Origin of the sequence: Klebsiella spallanzanii, from assembly GCF_902158555.1 — a bacterium.
GTDB classification, from domain to species: Bacteria; Pseudomonadota; Gammaproteobacteria; order Enterobacterales; family Enterobacteriaceae; genus Klebsiella; species Klebsiella spallanzanii.
The window spans coordinates 373,836-388,860 of record NZ_CABGGS010000045.1; the positions used below are offsets into that span (position 1 = coordinate 373,836).

Here is a 15,025-nt window from a genome sequence, read left to right on the forward strand (position 1 = left end):
GTGAGCAAGGTTGTAATTATTTTGTAAACACATTGCTAAAACAAATTACATCCACTACAACCATATCATCACAAGTGGTCAGACCTCCTACAAGACAGGGAGCATTTCTCTATGATGATTTTGAGTATTGTTGCAACCGTTGTTTTACTCGGTGCGCTCTTCTATCACCGAATCAATTTGCTGCTCAGCAGCGCGATTTTGCTTATCTGGACCGCGGCGCTCGGCGTTGCGGGGCTGTGGAATATCTGGCTGCTGGTTCCGCTGGCTATCATTTTGCTGCCGTTCAACTTCGCTCCGATGCGCAAGTCGATGATTTCAGTCCCGGCATTCCGCGCTTTCCGTAAAGTCATGCCGCCGATGTCACGTACTGAGAAAGAAGCTATCGATGCCGGTACGACCTGGTGGGAAGGCGACCTGTTTCGCGGTAACCCCGACTGGCAGAAACTGCACAACTATCCACAGCCGCGGCTGACCGCTGAAGAACAGGCTTTTATTGATGGCCCGGTAGAAGAAGCTTGCCGCATGGCGAACGACTTCGAAATTACCCATGAGATGGCCGATCTGCCGCCGGAGCTGTGGGCTTATCTGAAAGAACATCGTTTCTTCGCAATGATCATCAAGAAAGAGTACGGCGGCCTGGAGTTCTCCGCTTATGCCCAGGCTCGCGTGCTGCAAAAGCTGTCGGGTGTCTCTGGTATTCTGGCGATTACCGTCGGCGTGCCTAACTCATTAGGCCCAGGCGAACTGTTGCAGCATTACGGTACTGAAGAACAGAAAAACCACTATTTACCGCGTCTGGCGCGCGGTCAGGAAATTCCATGTTTCGCGTTGACCAGCCCGGAAGCAGGTTCAGATGCCGGGGCAATTCCGGATACCGGCGTCGTCTGCATGGGCGAATGGCAGGGCCAGCAGGTACTGGGTATGCGCCTGACCTGGAATAAACGCTATATCACGCTGGCCCCCATCGCCACCGTTTTGGGTCTGGCGTTTAAACTCTCCGACCCGGACCGTCTGTTGGGCGGTGAAGAAGAGCTGGGTATCACCTGTGCCCTCATTCCAACCACGACCCCCGGTGTTGAAATCGGCCGTCGCCATTTCCCGCTGAACGTTCCGTTCCAGAACGGTCCGACTCAAGGGAAAGATATCTTCGTTCCTATCGACTACATTATCGGTGGACCATCGATGGCCGGTCAGGGCTGGCGGATGTTGGTTGAGTGTTTGTCCGTTGGTCGCGGCATCACGTTGCCATCCAATGCTACAGGCGGCCTGAAATCCGTCGCCATGGCCACCGGTGCCTACGCGCATATTCGCCGCCAGTTCAAAATATCGATCGGTAAAATGGAAGGGATTGAAGAACCACTGGCGCGTATTGCAGGCAATGCCTATGTGATGGATGCTGCAGCCTCGCTGATTACCTACGGCATTATGCTCGGTGAAAAACCAGCGGTACTGTCGGCCATTGTGAAGTATCACTGTACCCACCGCGGGCAGCGCTCCATCATTGACGCAATGGATATTACTGGCGGTAAAGGCATTATGCTCGGCACGGGTAACTTCCTGGCGAGAGCCTATCAGGGCGCGCCGATCGCTATCACCGTAGAAGGCGCGAACATCCTCACCCGCAGCATGATGATCTTCGGCCAGGGAGCGATTCGTTGCCATCCGTACGTGCTGGATGAAATGGCGGCGGCGCAGAATAACGACGTCAACGCTTTCGATAAGCTGCTGTTCAAGCACATCGGTCATGTTGGGAGTAACAAGGTGCGCAGTTTCTGGTTGGGCTTGACTCGCGGTCTCACCAGCAGCTCGCCGACCCGCGACGCCACTCGTCGCTACTATCAGCATATGAATCGCCTGAGCGCTAACCTGGCCCTGCTATCCGATGTTTCAATGGCGGTTCTGGGCGGTAGCCTGAAGCGTCGCGAGCGGATTTCAGCCCGGCTGGGCGACGTGCTAAGCCAGCTCTATCTGGCCTCGGCGGTTTTGAAACGTTATGACGATGAAGGACGTAACGAAGCGGATTTACCGCTGGTCCACTGGGGCGTACAGGATGCGCTGTATCAGGCGGAACAGGCGATTGATGATCTGCTGGTCAACTTCCCGAATCGGCTGGTCGCAGGGGCGCTTCGCGTGGCTATCTTCCCAACAGGCCGTCACTACCTGGCACCGTCAGATAAGCTGGATCATAAAGTGGCGAAAATTCTGCAGGTTCCGAGCGCAACCCGTTCCAGAATTGGCCGCGGTCAGTATCTGACGCCGAGCGAACACAACCCGGTTGGTCTGCTGGAAGAGGCGCTGCTTGATGTTATGGCCGCTGATCCTATCCACCAGCGTATTTGCAAAGAGCTGGGCAAGAATCTGTCGTTTACCCGTCTTGATGAACTGGCCCGTAACGCGCTGGCAAAAGGCTTAATCAATCAGGACGAGGCGGATATCCTGGTCCGTGCTGAAACCAGCCGCCTGCGCAGTATTAACGTTGACGATTTCGCGCCTGACGAGCTGGCGACCCGCCCGGTAAAGCTGCCGGAGAAAGTACGCAAGATTGAGGCGGCATAAAAACTAAAACATAACAACATCACGACCGAGGCGGGCATTTCCCCGCCTCTCTTTTTATGGTCATGGCCGTAAAGCATTTCCACACTTATCTTTTTTTTACAAAATATTCCGCGGACCATCCGCCGGCTGATATGGTATTAAAGTCATTATAATTCCGCTCATAATACTGGAGTTCACCACTGTGCCCGGACTGAAAATCACCCTTTTACAACAACCGCTGGTATGGATGGACGGTCCCGCCAACCTGCGCCATTTCGATCGTCAACTGGAAGGGATTACCGGGCGTGATCTCATTGTTTTACCCGAAATGTTCACAACAGGTTTCGCCATGGAGGCGGCAAAACGGTCGCTTTCTCAAGAAGAAGTCGTTGCCTGGATGGAGGCAAAAGCCGCACAAACTCATGCCTTAATCGCCGGCAGTGCGGCGCTGCAAACGGAACGCGGTCCCGTTAACCGTTTTTTACTGGTTGAACCCAACGGTAAAATCCATTTCTATGATAAACGACACCTGTTCCGGATGGCGGATGAGCATCATCATTACGAGGCGGGTAATGAACGCGTGATTTTTGAATGGCGCGGCTGGAGGATCCTGCCGCTGGTGTGCTACGACCTGCGCTTCCCGGTGTGGTCACGTAACCATAACGACTATGATTTAGCTCTTTATGTTGCCAACTGGCCCGCGCCACGCTCAATGCACTGGCAGTCGTTACTGGTTGCCAGAGCTATCGAAAATCAGGCCTATGTTGCCGGATGCAACCGCGTTGGCACCGATGGCAACGGCCACCACTACCGGGGCGATAGCCGGATAATTACTCCGCAAGGGGAGATTATCGCGACCGCCGAGCCGCATCAGGCGACCCGGCTTGACGCGGAACTGTCGTTAACGGCACTGAAGGAGTACCGCGAGAAATTTCCAGCCTGGCAGGATGCAGACCCTTTCACGCTCAACTAGAGCAAAAACCGGGGGAGCCCGAGGCTCCCTTTTTCCATTACTCAAACAAGATTCGTCCCGCGCAGTAAACCAATAGCACAGCCAAAAACCAGTTCACCTGACGCCCATAGTGCAGGAACAGGCGCTGAAACAAATGGCCCGCCAGCGCCCAGCAAACATTGCCAAAAGTGCCAATGGCTGCCAGCAGTAAACTGACGCTGACCAGCCACACCGGTTCGCGCGTTACCGGCAGCACAAAGGTCGATAGGGCCGTCACGCCATAAAGGATAATTTTTACATTCACAAACTGCAGGCCGAGGCTCATCCAAAAGCTTAGCGGCCTGTCGCTGAGCTCACTATTTGTAGGCTTGCTTTTCGCTATCTGCCACGCTAACCAAAGAATATAGGCAGCGCCAACCCAACCTAACGCCCGAGATAACCCCCCATCGAGCGTGACCAACGAAAGGGTCAGGCCAGCACAAATCAGCATCGTAATGATAAACCCCACACTCATCCCGGCCAGCACGAACATGCTTTGGCGCAGGCCATGTGACGCTACGCTGCTTAGCGCAAGGATGTTATTCGGGCCGGGGGTCAGAGCGGTTATCAGGGTATAAGTTAAAAATGCGCTAATCAGAGTTGGGGTCACTTGTCTTCTCCTGTTTTTTAGCCGACAGTACCCGATGTGAATTATTTAAAAAAATGAATGTTATTTAATTCTAAGTTCGATAACTTCGATACATTGAGGCCATGATGGACTTACGTCGCTTTGTCACGCTCAAAACAGTTGTAGAAGAGGGATCCTTTTTACGCGCTTCGCAGAAACTATGCTGTACGCAATCAACAGTGACATTTCACATTCAGCAACTTGAACAGGAGCTGTCTGTCCAGCTGTTTGAAAAAATCGGCCGTCGGATGTGCCTGACTACGGCCGGGAAAAACATTCTTCCCCATATCCACGATCTGACAAAGGTGATGGAGTCGATTCGGCAGGCCGCCAGGCAAGACGCGGAACCGGGCGGAGAACTCCGCGTTGCCACCGGGGAAACGCTGCTGGCGTATAAAATCCCCGCCGTTTTGCAGCGTTTTAAGCAGCGGGCGCCAAAAGTTCGTTTATCCCTGCAATCCTTAAATTGCTATTCGATTCGCGATGCTCTGCTGGATGATGAGGTCGATCTCGGCGTGTTTTATCGCGTAGGGAATGATGAGGCGTTGAAAATTCACCCCTTCGGCGAACAGCAACTGGTGCTGGTCGCTTCACCGGAACACGATCCGGTCGACTTTATGCGCCCGGAGCAACATATTCCGCTGAGTTTTATCATCAACGAGCCGCAGTGTATTTTCCGGCAGATATTTGAAAGCGAGCTGCGCCAGCGCGGTATTACCCTGGAAAATACCATTGAGCTATGGAGTATCGAAAGCATCAAACAATGCGTGGCGGGCAACCTCGGCGTAAGCTACCTGCCGCGTTTTGCCGTTGAACAAGAGTTACGCAAAGGCAAGCTGGTGGAACTGCCTTTCAGCAAAAGCCCGCTGGCTATCAATGCGGTTTGCGGACATCACGCAGGAAAAGTTGTCAGCCCGGCGATGCAGATCTTTGTCGAGTGTATGGAAGAGTGCCTGAAAAGCTGATTCAACAGAGGCCTGAAACGACGAAAACCTGAATCATTGCTGATTCAGGTTTTCTGAATAGTGGCGGAACGGACGGGACTCGAACCCGCGACCCCCTGCGTGACAGGCAGGTATTCTAACCGACTGAACTACCGCTCCACTTACTGTTCCGTTGGGAACGAGGCGAATATTACGGTTTCCCCTCTACTCCGTCAACGCTTTTTCTTCATTTTTGAATCGCTTGCTGCAAAAATCGCCCATCAGACTATTTTTAACGCGTTTACCCGTAAATCAGGCCCGCCACAAGCAGCTACCGCCTTTCTTTTGAACCAGGTCGAGCCGCGATTCATGGTTCATTAGCTCCTCATCGGAAGCATAAACCACGCGTAATTTGCTGGCAGCACGCACAACGCGCTGTATTCCCATTTCTCCAGCTTGCTGCTGCCCTTCCCCTTCCATTGAGAAAGCCATCGTTGTCTGGCCACCGGTCATCATCAGATAAACGTCAGCCAGAATCTGGGCATCGAGCAACGCCCCGTGCAGCGTTCGCTTGCTGTTATCTATTTCATAACGCGAGCAAAGGGCATCAAGGCTATTACGCTTACCCGGAAACATTTTACGCGCCAGGGCCAGGCTATCGGTAACCTTACAAAACGTATCTGTCTTCGGAATCCCGCGATTCAGCTTACCGAACTCATAGTCCATAAAACCGATATCGAACGATGCATTATGGATGACCAGCTCCGCGCCGCGTATGTAGTCGAGAAACTCATCGACAACATCGCCAAACATGGGCTTATCCATCAGGAATTCATCCGCAATACCGTGGACGCCAAATGCTTCAGGATCCACCAGCCGGTCGGGTTTTAAATAGACGTGGAAGTTGTTCCCGGTCAGGCGGCGGTTGATCACCTCCACCGCGCCGATCTCGATGATCTTGTGCCCTTCATAGTGGGCACCAATCTGATTCATACCGGTGGTTTCAGTATCGAGAACGATCTGTCGTGTAATTGCTGTGCTCATAGCGGTCATTTATGTCAGACTTACCGTTTTACATATCGATTTCAATTACAGGAAGTCTACCAGAGATGCTCAAACAGGTAGAAATTTTCACCGATGGTTCTTGCCTGGGCAATCCAGGTCCCGGCGGCTACGGTGCAATTTTACGCTATCGGGGAAAAGAAAAAACCTTTAGCGAAGGCTTTAACCTTACGACCAATAACCGTATGGAAATGATGGCGGCAATTGTCGCCCTGGAAGCACTGAAAGAACAGTGCGAGGTTATTCTCAGCACCGATAGCCAATATGTGCGCCAGGGAATTACCCAGTGGATCCACAACTGGAAAAAACGCGGTTGGAAAACGGCGGACAAAAAACCGGTTAAAAATGTCGACCTCTGGAAACGACTGGACGCCGCGCTGGGCCAACACAAAATCAAGTGGGAATGGGTCAAAGGCCACGCCGGGCATCCGGAAAACGAACGCTGCGACGAACTGGCCCGCGCTGCCGCATCGAACCCAACTCGGGATGACACCGGTTATCTGGCCGAAAATTAATCCGGCCCCTTGCGCCACTGCCTCGTGGCGCCAACCGCCTGTGGGATCCGTTTTTTTGCTTTCCCCGATTTCATCGGGTTTAGCGTCAGAGGAATGGTACGTTTGCGAGCGATAATCAGCTGTAAACATCCCAGAGCCGGTAAATGCGTACTGAGCATTTTCCCCCCATGACGGGACCACGGCAGAACCTGGTGGCGGCTATAGTGCAAAACCTCAAAATTCAGCAACGACAGCCAATCCAACTGACGCATAAGCGTAAACATGCGGCTGTTATAGGGAGGTTTATTGCGCAGCACGGGCACCAGCTTACGTAATCCCATCAGGCTCACGGGGTTAAAACTGGTCATTATTATCCAGCCATCGTCAATCAATACCCTGTCCGCTTCCCGCAGCAGTCGATGCGGATCGCTACACCACGGCAAGGTATGCGCCAGCAGGCAGGCGTCTACCGATTTTTCAGCAAAAGGCAAATGCAGCGGATCGGCCTTTACCTGCACAGGATGCCCCTGTAAAGAGACATTCACCTGATGGGAAATCGCACAGGACTCAGTATTGATTTCCGCGCTCAGATTGCCAATCTTAAGTAAATGAAAGCCATATAATTTAGCCAGCCACGGTTTCATCTGCCGTTCCAGCGACTCGCGGTAGTATTCGCCCCACGGCATGCTGGACCAGTGCTCTGGCGCTGTAACTGTATGAGGTATCCTTGCCGGCTTCATCGCAACCTTCCGCTACGCTTTAGAGGTAATTTATGAATCTTATCAGTATTCCCGCATTTCAGGACAACTACATCTGGGTTCTTAGTGAAGATAGCGGCCGCTGTCTGATAGTCGATCCGGGAGAAGCAGCCCCTGTACTGGCCGCGATAGAACAAAACCACTGGCAGCCCGAAGCTATCTTCTTAACACATCACCACAACGACCACGTTGGCGGCGTAAAACAACTGCGCGAAAAATTTCCGACCATAGAGGTTTACGGACCGGCAGAAACCCAAGATAAGGGAACCACTCACATTGTGAAAGACGGAGAAAGCCTCTCCGTTTTGGGTCGCGAATTTTCTATTTTTGCTACTCCAGGTCACACTTTAGGACACATCTGTTTCTTCAGTGAACCTTATCTATTTTGTGGCGATACAATGTTTTCCGGTGGTTGCGGCAGGCTCTTTGAAGGAACCGCCAATCAAATGTATCAATCATTTAAGAAGATTAACGCCCTACCTGATGAAACATTGATATGTTGCGCACATGAGTACACTTTAGCAAATATGAAGTTTGCATTGAGTATCTTACCTCATGACAGGGATATAAATGATTACTATCACAAAGTTAACGAGTTACGTGCAAAAAAACAAAAAACACTACCCGTAAATCTGAAAAATGAGCGTCGTATAAATTTATTTTTACGTACGGATGATAATGATTTAATTAAAGAAATATCTAAAGAAACAAATTTGCAACACTCTGCTCAGAGATTTGCCTGGTTAAGGTCAAAGAAAGACGACTTCTGATATTTAATTCTTGTCTTCAGTCGACTTCGCCGTTATCCTTGCTCGTCTTTTAAGCAACTATTGACACACACATGAAGGCACGAGCGATTTTACTCGTCTCTGTCCTGCTGGTGGGGTGCCAGGCGTCTAAGAACGATGGCACCGTACAACAGCATGCACAGAGCCTTTCTGCAGCGAGTCAAGGGGAAGCAAGCAAGTTCACAAGTCAAGCGCGCTGGTTAGATGATGGAACCTTCTACGCGCAAGACCAGGATCTGTGGACTTCTATAGGCGACGAGCTAAAGATGGGAATTCCGGAAAATGTCCGGATTCGCGAACAAAAACAGAAGTACTTAAGAAATAAGAGCTATCTCCACGATGTAACTTTACGGGCAGAGCCGTATATGTACTGGATAGCCGGGCAAGTTAAGAAACGTAACATGCCTATGGAGCTGGTATTACTACCCATAGTGGAGAGCGCTTTTGACCCGCATGCAACGTCTGGCGCCAATGCCGCAGGCATTTGGCAGATCATTCCGAGCACTGGGCGCAATTATGGTTTAAAACAGACCCGCAGTTACGATGCGCGTCGTGACATCGTTGCCTCAACCACGGCAGCGTTAAACATGATGCAACGTCTGAACAAAATGTTCGACGGCGACTGGTTGTTAACCGTTGCGGCGTATAACAGCGGTGAGGGTCGGGTCATGAAGGCGATCAAAGCGAACAAAGCGCGTGGTAAACCCACCGATTTTTGGTCACTGTCGTTACCCCAGGAAACCAAAGTATACGTACCGAAAATGCTGGCTTTGAGCGACATTCTCAAAAACAGCAAGCGTTATGGCGTAAGGCTGCCCACAGCAGATGAAAGCCGTGCGCTGGCTCGTGTACGTCTTGATAATCCGGTTGAGATTTCACAGCTAGCCGATATGGCAGGAATGCCTGTTAGCAAGCTGAAAACGTTCAATGCAGGCGTCAAGGGATCAACTTTGGGTGAGAATGGTCCGAATTACGTACTGGTGCCGCAGAAACATGCAGCTCAGCTGCGAGAGTCTCTGGCTTCCGGTGACATTGCTGCCGTGCAGCCGACTCAACTTGCGGACAACAGGCCGTTGACCAGCCGTAGTTACAAAGTGCGTTCCGGTGATACCATTTCCGGCATTGCATCACGTCTCGGCGTATCGACAAAAGATCTGCAGCAGTGGAACGGTATTCGTGGTTCGAACCTGAAGGTGGGTCAAAACCTCGTGATTGGCGCAGGTACTAGCGCAGAGCGTCTGGCAAACAACAGTGGTAGCATTACCTATCGCGTGCGCAAAGGCGACTCGCTGTCGAGTATTGCGAAGCGCCATGGCGTCAACATTCGTGATGTCATGCGCTGGAATAGCGATACCGGCAACCTGAAGCCCGGCGATCAGTTGACGCTGTATGTGAAAAACAGCGACAGACCAGAATCCTGATGATTCAGTGAGTTTAAAAAGGCACCCACGCGGTGCCTTTTGTTTTTCTCAGCTTTAGAGCGCCTTGTGGGCCTCAAACATAATCGTATCGCTGGTGAACGAACCATCCTGCTGTAATGCAAAATAAGCCTTAACTTCCGCCGATGCGCTCTCCTGATATAAGCGAATCGCTTCCGTCAAAGGCGCTGGCGTTCGCATCCGCGCAACCCATGAACTGAATTCCAGAGGCAATCGATCGGTTAACAGATGATTAATCACCAAACCCGCTTCACTCGCCATTGCCAGCCATTCGCCGCTGGAATAATTGCGAACATGAGACGTATCGCGCAGAGCCTCAACGGTCTGCAGCCAGACGTCTCGAACCGGATGCCCTGGTGACATCACGTCCATAATAATCATCACCCCACCCGGCTTCAGTACTCGTTTAACTTCACGCAATGCCTGGCCGACGTCGTGCCAATGATGTGCAGAATAACGGCTGATCACCACATCAAAACTGGCATCAGTGAAAGGCAAAGATTCGGCATAACCCTGTTGAGTGGCAATATTAGCAAAGCCTTTATCCTTTGCAGCCTGGGCCACTACATCCAGCATCTGGCTGGATAAATCATACGCGGTCACCTTTGTAACTTGTCCTGCTGCGGCAAAGCTGGCGTGCCCGGCGCCGCACCCCATATCCAGTACATGTGCCAGAGGGAAATCTGCCAACCTTTCGGCCAGACGTTGCAGATCGCGACCGGAGGCATGTACGGCGCTGGTCAGATAAGCGCTGGCCTGTGAGCCAAACTGTTTTTCAACGTTGTCATGATGAGAGCGTATTGTCATTGCATTGTCCTTCGGTTTTTTGAGTAATAAAGGCAGCACCATGCATACGCAGGCCTGCCCATGGCAGGCCTGACACACCTTAATTAATCAGGCTTGCCGGGACTGAATTCCACTAGTAGAGGATTGTGGTCGGAGGCGCGCGTTACCAGCACGGAAGCGTCGTGTACGCTTAATCCCCGATAGAACACAAAATCAAGCGGACGACCAAAAGCTCGGCGGCGCTGATCGTCAGAGAAACGGACTTCACGCAGCGACATTTCCCGCGCAAAGCGGTATAAAGCGTTCATTCGCGGACGGCTCCAGGCATTAAAGTCGCCAGCCATAATCACCGGTCCGCTGTGGTGGGCTATCTGATCGCCAATCGGTAACAACTGCTTGCTGTAGACATCGACGCCCAGACTAAAGTTGACCGCATGGATATTCACCACCATCAGCAGGCGGGAGTCTGGTAACGGATAAACAGTGACTAATGCCGACTTAGCCAGCCGCAGAATCGGCTCGCGCTCACGCAGAGGGCAGCAGTATATGGGATGCGCAGAGGCTAGCGTCATCACGCCGGATGGATGCTGAGGAAGCACCAGAGCTGGAACCTGGTCAGCAGCCAGATAATTAGACGTGGCGAATTTCACTAACTCAGGAGTGGTTTGCGCTTCCTGTAGCAATACCAGATGCGCATCTTTGCCGAAATTATTAAGCACGGATTTCCACTCGGCACGCTGCTGTTTGAAGATATTCCACACCAGCACGCGGATTTTCTCATCCGAACTTAACGGTACTCCCGCCGGAAAAGCCGGAGTCATGCCTGCAAACGACCCCGGAGGTAAAATTCTCTCCGCAGGCTGTCCGGCGACATAGCGCATGGCATAAGTATTCTTTCGCAATTTAGGCATCAAACCTCGATAACAGGAAACCAGCCCAACTGCAGCTGGTTCTTCTGTTATAGGGATTTTTGTATGCACTTTCAATGCAATTTGCCAGAAACCTTTATCCTTCTACGGAAAGGCCTGCTGCACACCGCTGAGGCTTATCAAGCCAGCCGCTGATCGCCACTAATAATAACGCAACCAGCACAATCAGTGCACCAATCCAGGGCGTCTGAGCCAGACCATAATGTTCCACCGTCTGCCCGCCGATCACTGAGCCTAACGCAATACCAATGTTAAATGCCGCAATATTCAGGCCTGAGGCAACATCAACCGCGCCTGGGGTGTACTGCTCCGCTTTCTGTACAACGTAAACCTGCAGTCCCGGAACATTGCCAAACGCAAAAACCCCCATGACCAGAACCGTCGCCAAGGCGGCATACTGCATATTTGCCATAAACTGGAATACTAAAAGCAGAACAACTAACGCAGCAAAGATCAGCTTCAATGCAGGAACGGCACCACGTTTATCCGCTAGCTTGCCACCCCATACGTTGCCAACGGCAACGGAAACGCCATAACCCAGTAGGATCCAGCTTACGGCTGATGGGCTAAAACCTGCAAGATCCTGCATCATCGGGGCTAGGAAGGTAAATGCGGTAAATACGCCGCCATATCCCAAAGCAGTGATAGCATAGATAATCAGTAAACGTGGATGAGTCAAAACCTTAAGCTGATCGCGTAGGCCGGCACTGGCGCGGCCTGGAATATTATTCGGCACCAGAATAAAACTACTGATTAACGCGATCACACCAAGGAACGACACGGCCAGGAATGTCTCACGCCAGCCGAAGTGTTGACCAATAAAGGTGCCCAGGGGTACGCCAGTCACCAGTGCAACGGTCAAACCACCAAACATAATCGCAATCGCCGAAGCCGCTTTCTCTTTTGGCACCAGGCTGGTCGCAATTGTCGAGCCAATAGAAAAAAAGACTCCGTGTGCAAGGCCAGTCAGAAGACGCGCCAGAATAAGCGTTTCATAACCAGGCGCCTGCCAGGCCAGTACGTTACCTGCAGTAAACAGCACCATCAACGCCAACAGTAGCTGCTTACGCGCCATACGCCCGGTCAGCGCGGTTAACACGGGGGCTCCAATCGCCACACCTAATGCATAGATAGAAACCAGCAGTCCCGCAGAGGGCAGAGAAATAGAGAGTTGTTCAGCAATGGTGGGTACCAGGCCCACTATCACAAATTCGGTCGTTCCGATGGCAAAAGCACCGATCGTTAAGGCAAGTAGCGCCAGTGGCATAATTATCTCCGTATCATCAGGATTAAGATGACACGTAGTATGAAGGGATGTTTTAATAACAAAAATAGTCAAAATATCAATATAATTTTGCCTTAGGTGCAATAATGAGAGCTACCTCAGAAGAAATCGCTATCTTTGTCGCCGTGGTCGAGAGCGGCAGTTTTAGCCGCGCGGCCGAACAGCTAGGGCAAGCCAACTCCGCCGTCAGTCGGGCGGTGAAAAAACTGGAATCAAAACTTGGCGTAAGCTTACTTAACCGTACAACTCGTCAACTAAGCCTGACCGAAGAGGGAGAGCGTTACTTTCGACGAGTGCAGATAGTACTTCAGGAGATGGCAGCTGCCGAGAATGAGCTCCTGGAGAGCCGGACGACGCCAAGAGGATTATTACGGGTCGATGCCGCCACACCAGTCATATTGCATTTTCTGATGCCTTTAATAAGGCCCTTCCGTGAACGCTACCCGGAAATGAGTCTTACGCTCGTTTCGTCCGAAACCTTTATCAATCTGATTGAACGGAAAGTGGATGTCGCCATCCGCGCCGGTACGCTGACCGATTCCAGTCTGCGCGCCAGGCCATTGTTCAATAGCTACCGCAAAATTATCGCCTCTCCGGACTATCTTGCTCGCCACGGTACGCCACAAAGCGTCGCAGAACTAAAAAATCATCAGTGTCTGGGCTTTAGTGAACCCGTCTCATTGAATACATGGCCAGTTTCCTGCTGCGATGGGCAACTACTGGAAATCGAGAGCGAGATATCATCAAATAGCGGGGAAACCATTAAGCAACTGTGCCTGGCCGGTAATGGTATCGCCTGTCTGTCAGACTATATGGTAGATAAAGAAATTGCTGAAGGGGCATTTGTTGAGCTACTGGCTGACAAACGACTACCGGTTGAAATGCCTTTTAGCGCCGTGTACTACAGCGACAGAGCCGTCAGTACGCGAATCAGAGCATTTATCGACTTTCTTAGCGAACATGTACAACAGCTCCCGAAGAAGCTGTAAGAGGGTTTTAGAGTACAGAAAGGGGGTTAAATTAGTCCCATTCAGGAGCCAGACCTTCCGGACTTACCAGACGGTCGTTGCAATCCAGCGCGGCGATCGCTTTACAATCTTCATCATCCAGTTTCAGATCCAGCGCTTTCAGGTTGCTTGCCAGGTTTTCACGCCTGGTGGAAGATGGGATAACCGCATAGCCTTCGCCCACCGCCCATGCCAGAATAACCTGAGCCGGGGTCGCATTATGTTTAGCAGCGATACGTGCAATCACTTCATCTTTCAGCGCCTTACCATAGGCCAGCGTCATGTATGAGGTGATATGGATACCGTGCTCGCGTGCCCAATCAACCACTTTATGGTTCTGCAGGTACGGAGACAGCTCAATCTGGTTGGTCGCGATATTTTCAGCGCCAACGGCAGCAATCGCGCGCTTCATCAGCGGAATGGTAAAGTTTGAGATACCAATCTGACGCGTCAGCCCCTGTTCCTTCGCTTCCATCAACGCAACCATAAACTCTTCAACTGCAACCGCATCGTTTGGTGACGGCCAATGGATCAGAGTCAGATCCACATAATCAGTACGCAGCTTCTGCAGGCTCTCTTTGAGGCTGGCGATCAGCTTATCTTTGCTCAGGTTTTCGATCCAGATTTTGGTGCTGATGAACAGTTCATCACGCGGCACGCCGCTTTCTTCGATAGCCTGGCCTACAGCAGCCTCATTATCATAAATTTGCGCGGTATCAATGGTGCGATAGCCCAGTTCCAGAGCGGTCTTCACTGAAGCGATAACAACATCATCCTTCAGGCGAAAGGTCCCAAGACCAAATGCAGGGATTGCCATGATTTTCCTCTTTATTTATCAATATCGGTTAACGAGGGCAATTATGGCGAACGAAAAGATCGAGAAAAAGATCGTTAAACGCAGAGGATTTTTGCTAAAACTGCAATAATCAAACGACAGGCAAAAAAAGCCCTGAGCGAATGCTCAGGGCTTTCAATAAGTGGCGGAACGGACGGGACTCGAACCCGCGACCCCCTGCGTGACAGGCAGGTATTCTAACCGACTGAACTACCGCTCCACCGAATACTTCTGTAACCACCGGATTTATGCACCGGCTTACTACTTAATTTGATGCCTGGCAGTTCCCTACTCTCACATGGGGAGACCCCACACTACCATCGGCGCTACGGCGTTTCACTTCTGAGTTCGGCATGGGATCAGGTGGGACCACCGCGCTACAGCCGCCAGGCAAATTCTGTTTATCTGTATCAAGCTGAATTTCTCTCAATCCGCCAAAACATCTTCGGCGTTGTAAGGTTAAGCCTCACGGTTCATTAGTACCGGTTAGCTCAACGCATCGCTGCGCTTACACACCCGGCCTATCAACGTCGTCGTCTTCAACGTTCCTTCAGGAGACCTAAAG

At 51.5% G+C, this 15,025-nt stretch carries 14 protein-coding genes, 2 tRNA genes and 2 rRNA genes; 7 read left to right on the forward strand and 11 right to left on the reverse strand.

Features of this window, described 5'->3' with window-relative positions; all coding sequences use genetic code 11:
- Positions 1–111 precede the first annotated feature (111 nt).
- On the forward strand, positions 112–2,556 hold the full coding sequence (gene fadE, locus FN082_RS26405) for an acyl-CoA dehydrogenase FadE (protein ID WP_139541170.1): 2,445 nt from the start codon (positions 112–114) through the stop codon (positions 2,554–2,556).
- Positions 2,557–2,737: 181 nt separating this feature from the next.
- Positions 2,738–3,508 (forward strand): amidohydrolase, encoded by a 771-nt coding sequence (locus FN082_RS26410; protein WP_139541169.1) that lies wholly within the window; start codon positions 2,738–2,740, stop codon positions 3,506–3,508.
- Between the two features lie 37 nt (positions 3,509–3,545).
- Here FN082_RS26410 and eamB read toward each other — a convergent pair whose 3' ends face one another.
- Positions 3,546–4,136 carry a cysteine/O-acetylserine transporter gene (eamB, locus tag FN082_RS26415; RefSeq protein WP_139541168.1) on the reverse strand — a complete coding sequence of 197 codons (591 nt, stop codon included), beginning with the start codon at positions 4,134–4,136 and terminating at the stop codon, positions 3,546–3,548.
- Between the two features lie 104 nt (positions 4,137–4,240).
- On the opposite strand from eamB, the gene FN082_RS26420 reads away from it, so the two are divergent.
- Entirely contained in the window at positions 4,241–5,119 is an 879-nt protein-coding gene (locus FN082_RS26420) for a LysR family transcriptional regulator (protein ID WP_139541441.1), read from the forward strand.
- 61 nt (positions 5,120–5,180) lie between these two features.
- Here the strand turns inward: FN082_RS26420 and FN082_RS26425 are convergent.
- Together FN082_RS26425 and dnaQ are read right to left on the reverse strand one after the other, a co-directional pair.
- Positions 5,181–5,257: transfer RNA gene (locus tag FN082_RS26425), tRNA-Asp, on the reverse strand.
- A 132-nt stretch (positions 5,258–5,389) separates the two neighbouring features.
- On the reverse strand, positions 5,390–6,121 hold the full coding sequence (dnaQ, locus tag FN082_RS26430; protein ID WP_139541167.1) for a DNA polymerase III subunit epsilon: 732 nt from the start codon (positions 6,119–6,121) through the stop codon (positions 5,390–5,392).
- A gap of 65 nt (positions 6,122–6,186) precedes the next feature.
- Between dnaQ and rnhA the strand changes: the two genes are divergently transcribed.
- Positions 6,187–6,654, forward strand: a complete 468-nt coding sequence (rnhA, locus tag FN082_RS26435; RefSeq protein WP_142982654.1) for a ribonuclease HI — start codon at positions 6,187–6,189, stop codon at positions 6,652–6,654.
- Here the strand turns inward: rnhA and FN082_RS26440 are convergent.
- Positions 6,651–7,373 (reverse strand): class I SAM-dependent methyltransferase, encoded by a 723-nt coding sequence (locus FN082_RS26440; protein WP_139541165.1) that lies wholly within the window; start codon positions 7,371–7,373, stop codon positions 6,651–6,653. The two genes, rnhA and FN082_RS26440, sit on opposite strands and share 4 nt — an antisense overlap.
- Positions 7,374–7,405: 32 nt before the next feature.
- On the opposite strand from FN082_RS26440, the gene gloB reads away from it, so the two are divergent.
- Both gloB and mltD read left to right on the forward strand, forming a co-directional pair.
- Positions 7,406–8,161, forward strand: a complete 756-nt coding sequence (gene gloB / locus FN082_RS26445; RefSeq protein ID WP_142464422.1) for a hydroxyacylglutathione hydrolase — start codon at positions 7,406–7,408, stop codon at positions 8,159–8,161.
- Positions 8,162–8,232: 71 nt separating this feature from the next.
- Entirely contained in the window at positions 8,233–9,600 is a 1,368-nt protein-coding gene (gene mltD, locus FN082_RS26450) for a murein transglycosylase D (RefSeq protein ID WP_139541163.1), read from the forward strand.
- A gap of 54 nt (positions 9,601–9,654) precedes the next feature.
- Here mltD and FN082_RS26455 read toward each other — a convergent pair whose 3' ends face one another.
- The 3 genes from FN082_RS26455 to FN082_RS26465 all read right to left on the reverse strand — a co-directional run bounded on the left by FN082_RS26455 (position 9,655) and on the right by FN082_RS26465 (position 12,600).
- Entirely contained in the window at positions 9,655–10,425 is a 771-nt protein-coding gene (locus tag FN082_RS26455) for a class I SAM-dependent methyltransferase (protein ID WP_142982655.1), read from the reverse strand.
- Positions 10,426–10,508: 83 nt separating this feature from the next.
- Positions 10,509–11,306: an endonuclease/exonuclease/phosphatase family protein gene (locus tag FN082_RS26460; protein WP_139541440.1), complete on the reverse strand. Its 798-nt coding sequence runs from the start codon at positions 11,304–11,306 to the stop codon at positions 10,509–10,511.
- 103 nt (positions 11,307–11,409) lie between these two features.
- On the reverse strand, positions 11,410–12,600 hold the full coding sequence (locus tag FN082_RS26465; protein ID WP_142982656.1) for an MFS transporter: 1,191 nt from the start codon (positions 12,598–12,600) through the stop codon (positions 11,410–11,412).
- Between the two features lie 104 nt (positions 12,601–12,704).
- On the opposite strand from FN082_RS26465, the gene yafC reads away from it, so the two are divergent.
- Positions 12,705–13,607, forward strand: coding sequence for a DNA-binding transcriptional regulator YafC (yafC, locus tag FN082_RS26470; protein WP_142982657.1), 903 nt, complete (start codon positions 12,705–12,707; stop codon positions 13,605–13,607).
- A gap of 31 nt (positions 13,608–13,638) precedes the next feature.
- Here yafC and dkgB read toward each other — a convergent pair whose 3' ends face one another.
- The 4 genes from dkgB to FN082_RS26490 all read right to left on the reverse strand — a co-directional run.
- The gene (gene dkgB, locus FN082_RS26475; protein WP_142982658.1) at positions 13,639–14,442 is read right to left on the reverse strand and encodes a 2,5-didehydrogluconate reductase DkgB; all 804 of its coding nucleotides are present in this window, start codon (positions 14,440–14,442) and stop codon (positions 13,639–13,641) included.
- Positions 14,443–14,603: 161 nt separating this feature from the next.
- A tRNA-Asp gene (locus FN082_RS26480) sits at positions 14,604–14,680 on the reverse strand.
- Positions 14,681–14,735: 55 nt separating this feature from the next.
- Positions 14,736–14,851: ribosomal RNA gene (gene rrf, locus FN082_RS26485) — 5S ribosomal RNA — on the reverse strand.
- Between the two features lie 64 nt (positions 14,852–14,915).
- Positions 14,916–15,025: ribosomal RNA gene (locus tag FN082_RS26490) — 23S ribosomal RNA — on the reverse strand; the annotation flags it as partial.

What these genes read in the sequence shown, in the direction of transcription:
- mltD (WP_139541163.1), top strand. Translation starts at nt 8,233, where the DNA reads ATGAAGGCACGAGCGATTTTACTCGTCTCTGTCCTGCTGGTGGGGTGC.
- fadE (WP_139541170.1), top strand. Translation starts at nt 112, where the DNA reads ATGATGATTTTGAGTATTGTTGCAACCGTTGTTTTACTCGGTGCGCTC.
- FN082_RS26455 (WP_142982655.1), bottom strand. Translation starts at nt 10,425, where the DNA reads ATGACAATACGCTCTCATCATGACAACGTTGAAAAACAGTTTGGCTCA.
- FN082_RS26420 (WP_139541441.1), top strand. Translation starts at nt 4,241, where the DNA reads ATGGACTTACGTCGCTTTGTCACGCTCAAAACAGTTGTAGAAGAGGGA.
- FN082_RS26440 (WP_139541165.1), bottom strand. Translation starts at nt 7,373, where the DNA reads ATGAAGCCGGCAAGGATACCTCATACAGTTACAGCGCCAGAGCACTGG.
- rnhA (WP_142982654.1), top strand. Translation starts at nt 6,187, where the DNA reads ATGCTCAAACAGGTAGAAATTTTCACCGATGGTTCTTGCCTGGGCAAT.
- gloB (WP_142464422.1), top strand. Translation starts at nt 7,406, where the DNA reads ATGAATCTTATCAGTATTCCCGCATTTCAGGACAACTACATCTGGGTT.
- FN082_RS26465 (WP_142982656.1), bottom strand. Translation starts at nt 12,600, where the DNA reads ATGCCACTGGCGCTACTTGCCTTAACGATCGGTGCTTTTGCCATCGGA.
- dkgB (WP_142982658.1), bottom strand. Translation starts at nt 14,442, where the DNA reads ATGGCAATCCCTGCATTTGGTCTTGGGACCTTTCGCCTGAAGGATGAT.
- yafC (WP_142982657.1), top strand. Translation starts at nt 12,705, where the DNA reads ATGAGAGCTACCTCAGAAGAAATCGCTATCTTTGTCGCCGTGGTCGAG.
- dnaQ (WP_139541167.1), bottom strand. Translation starts at nt 6,121, where the DNA reads ATGAGCACAGCAATTACACGACAGATCGTTCTCGATACTGAAACCACC.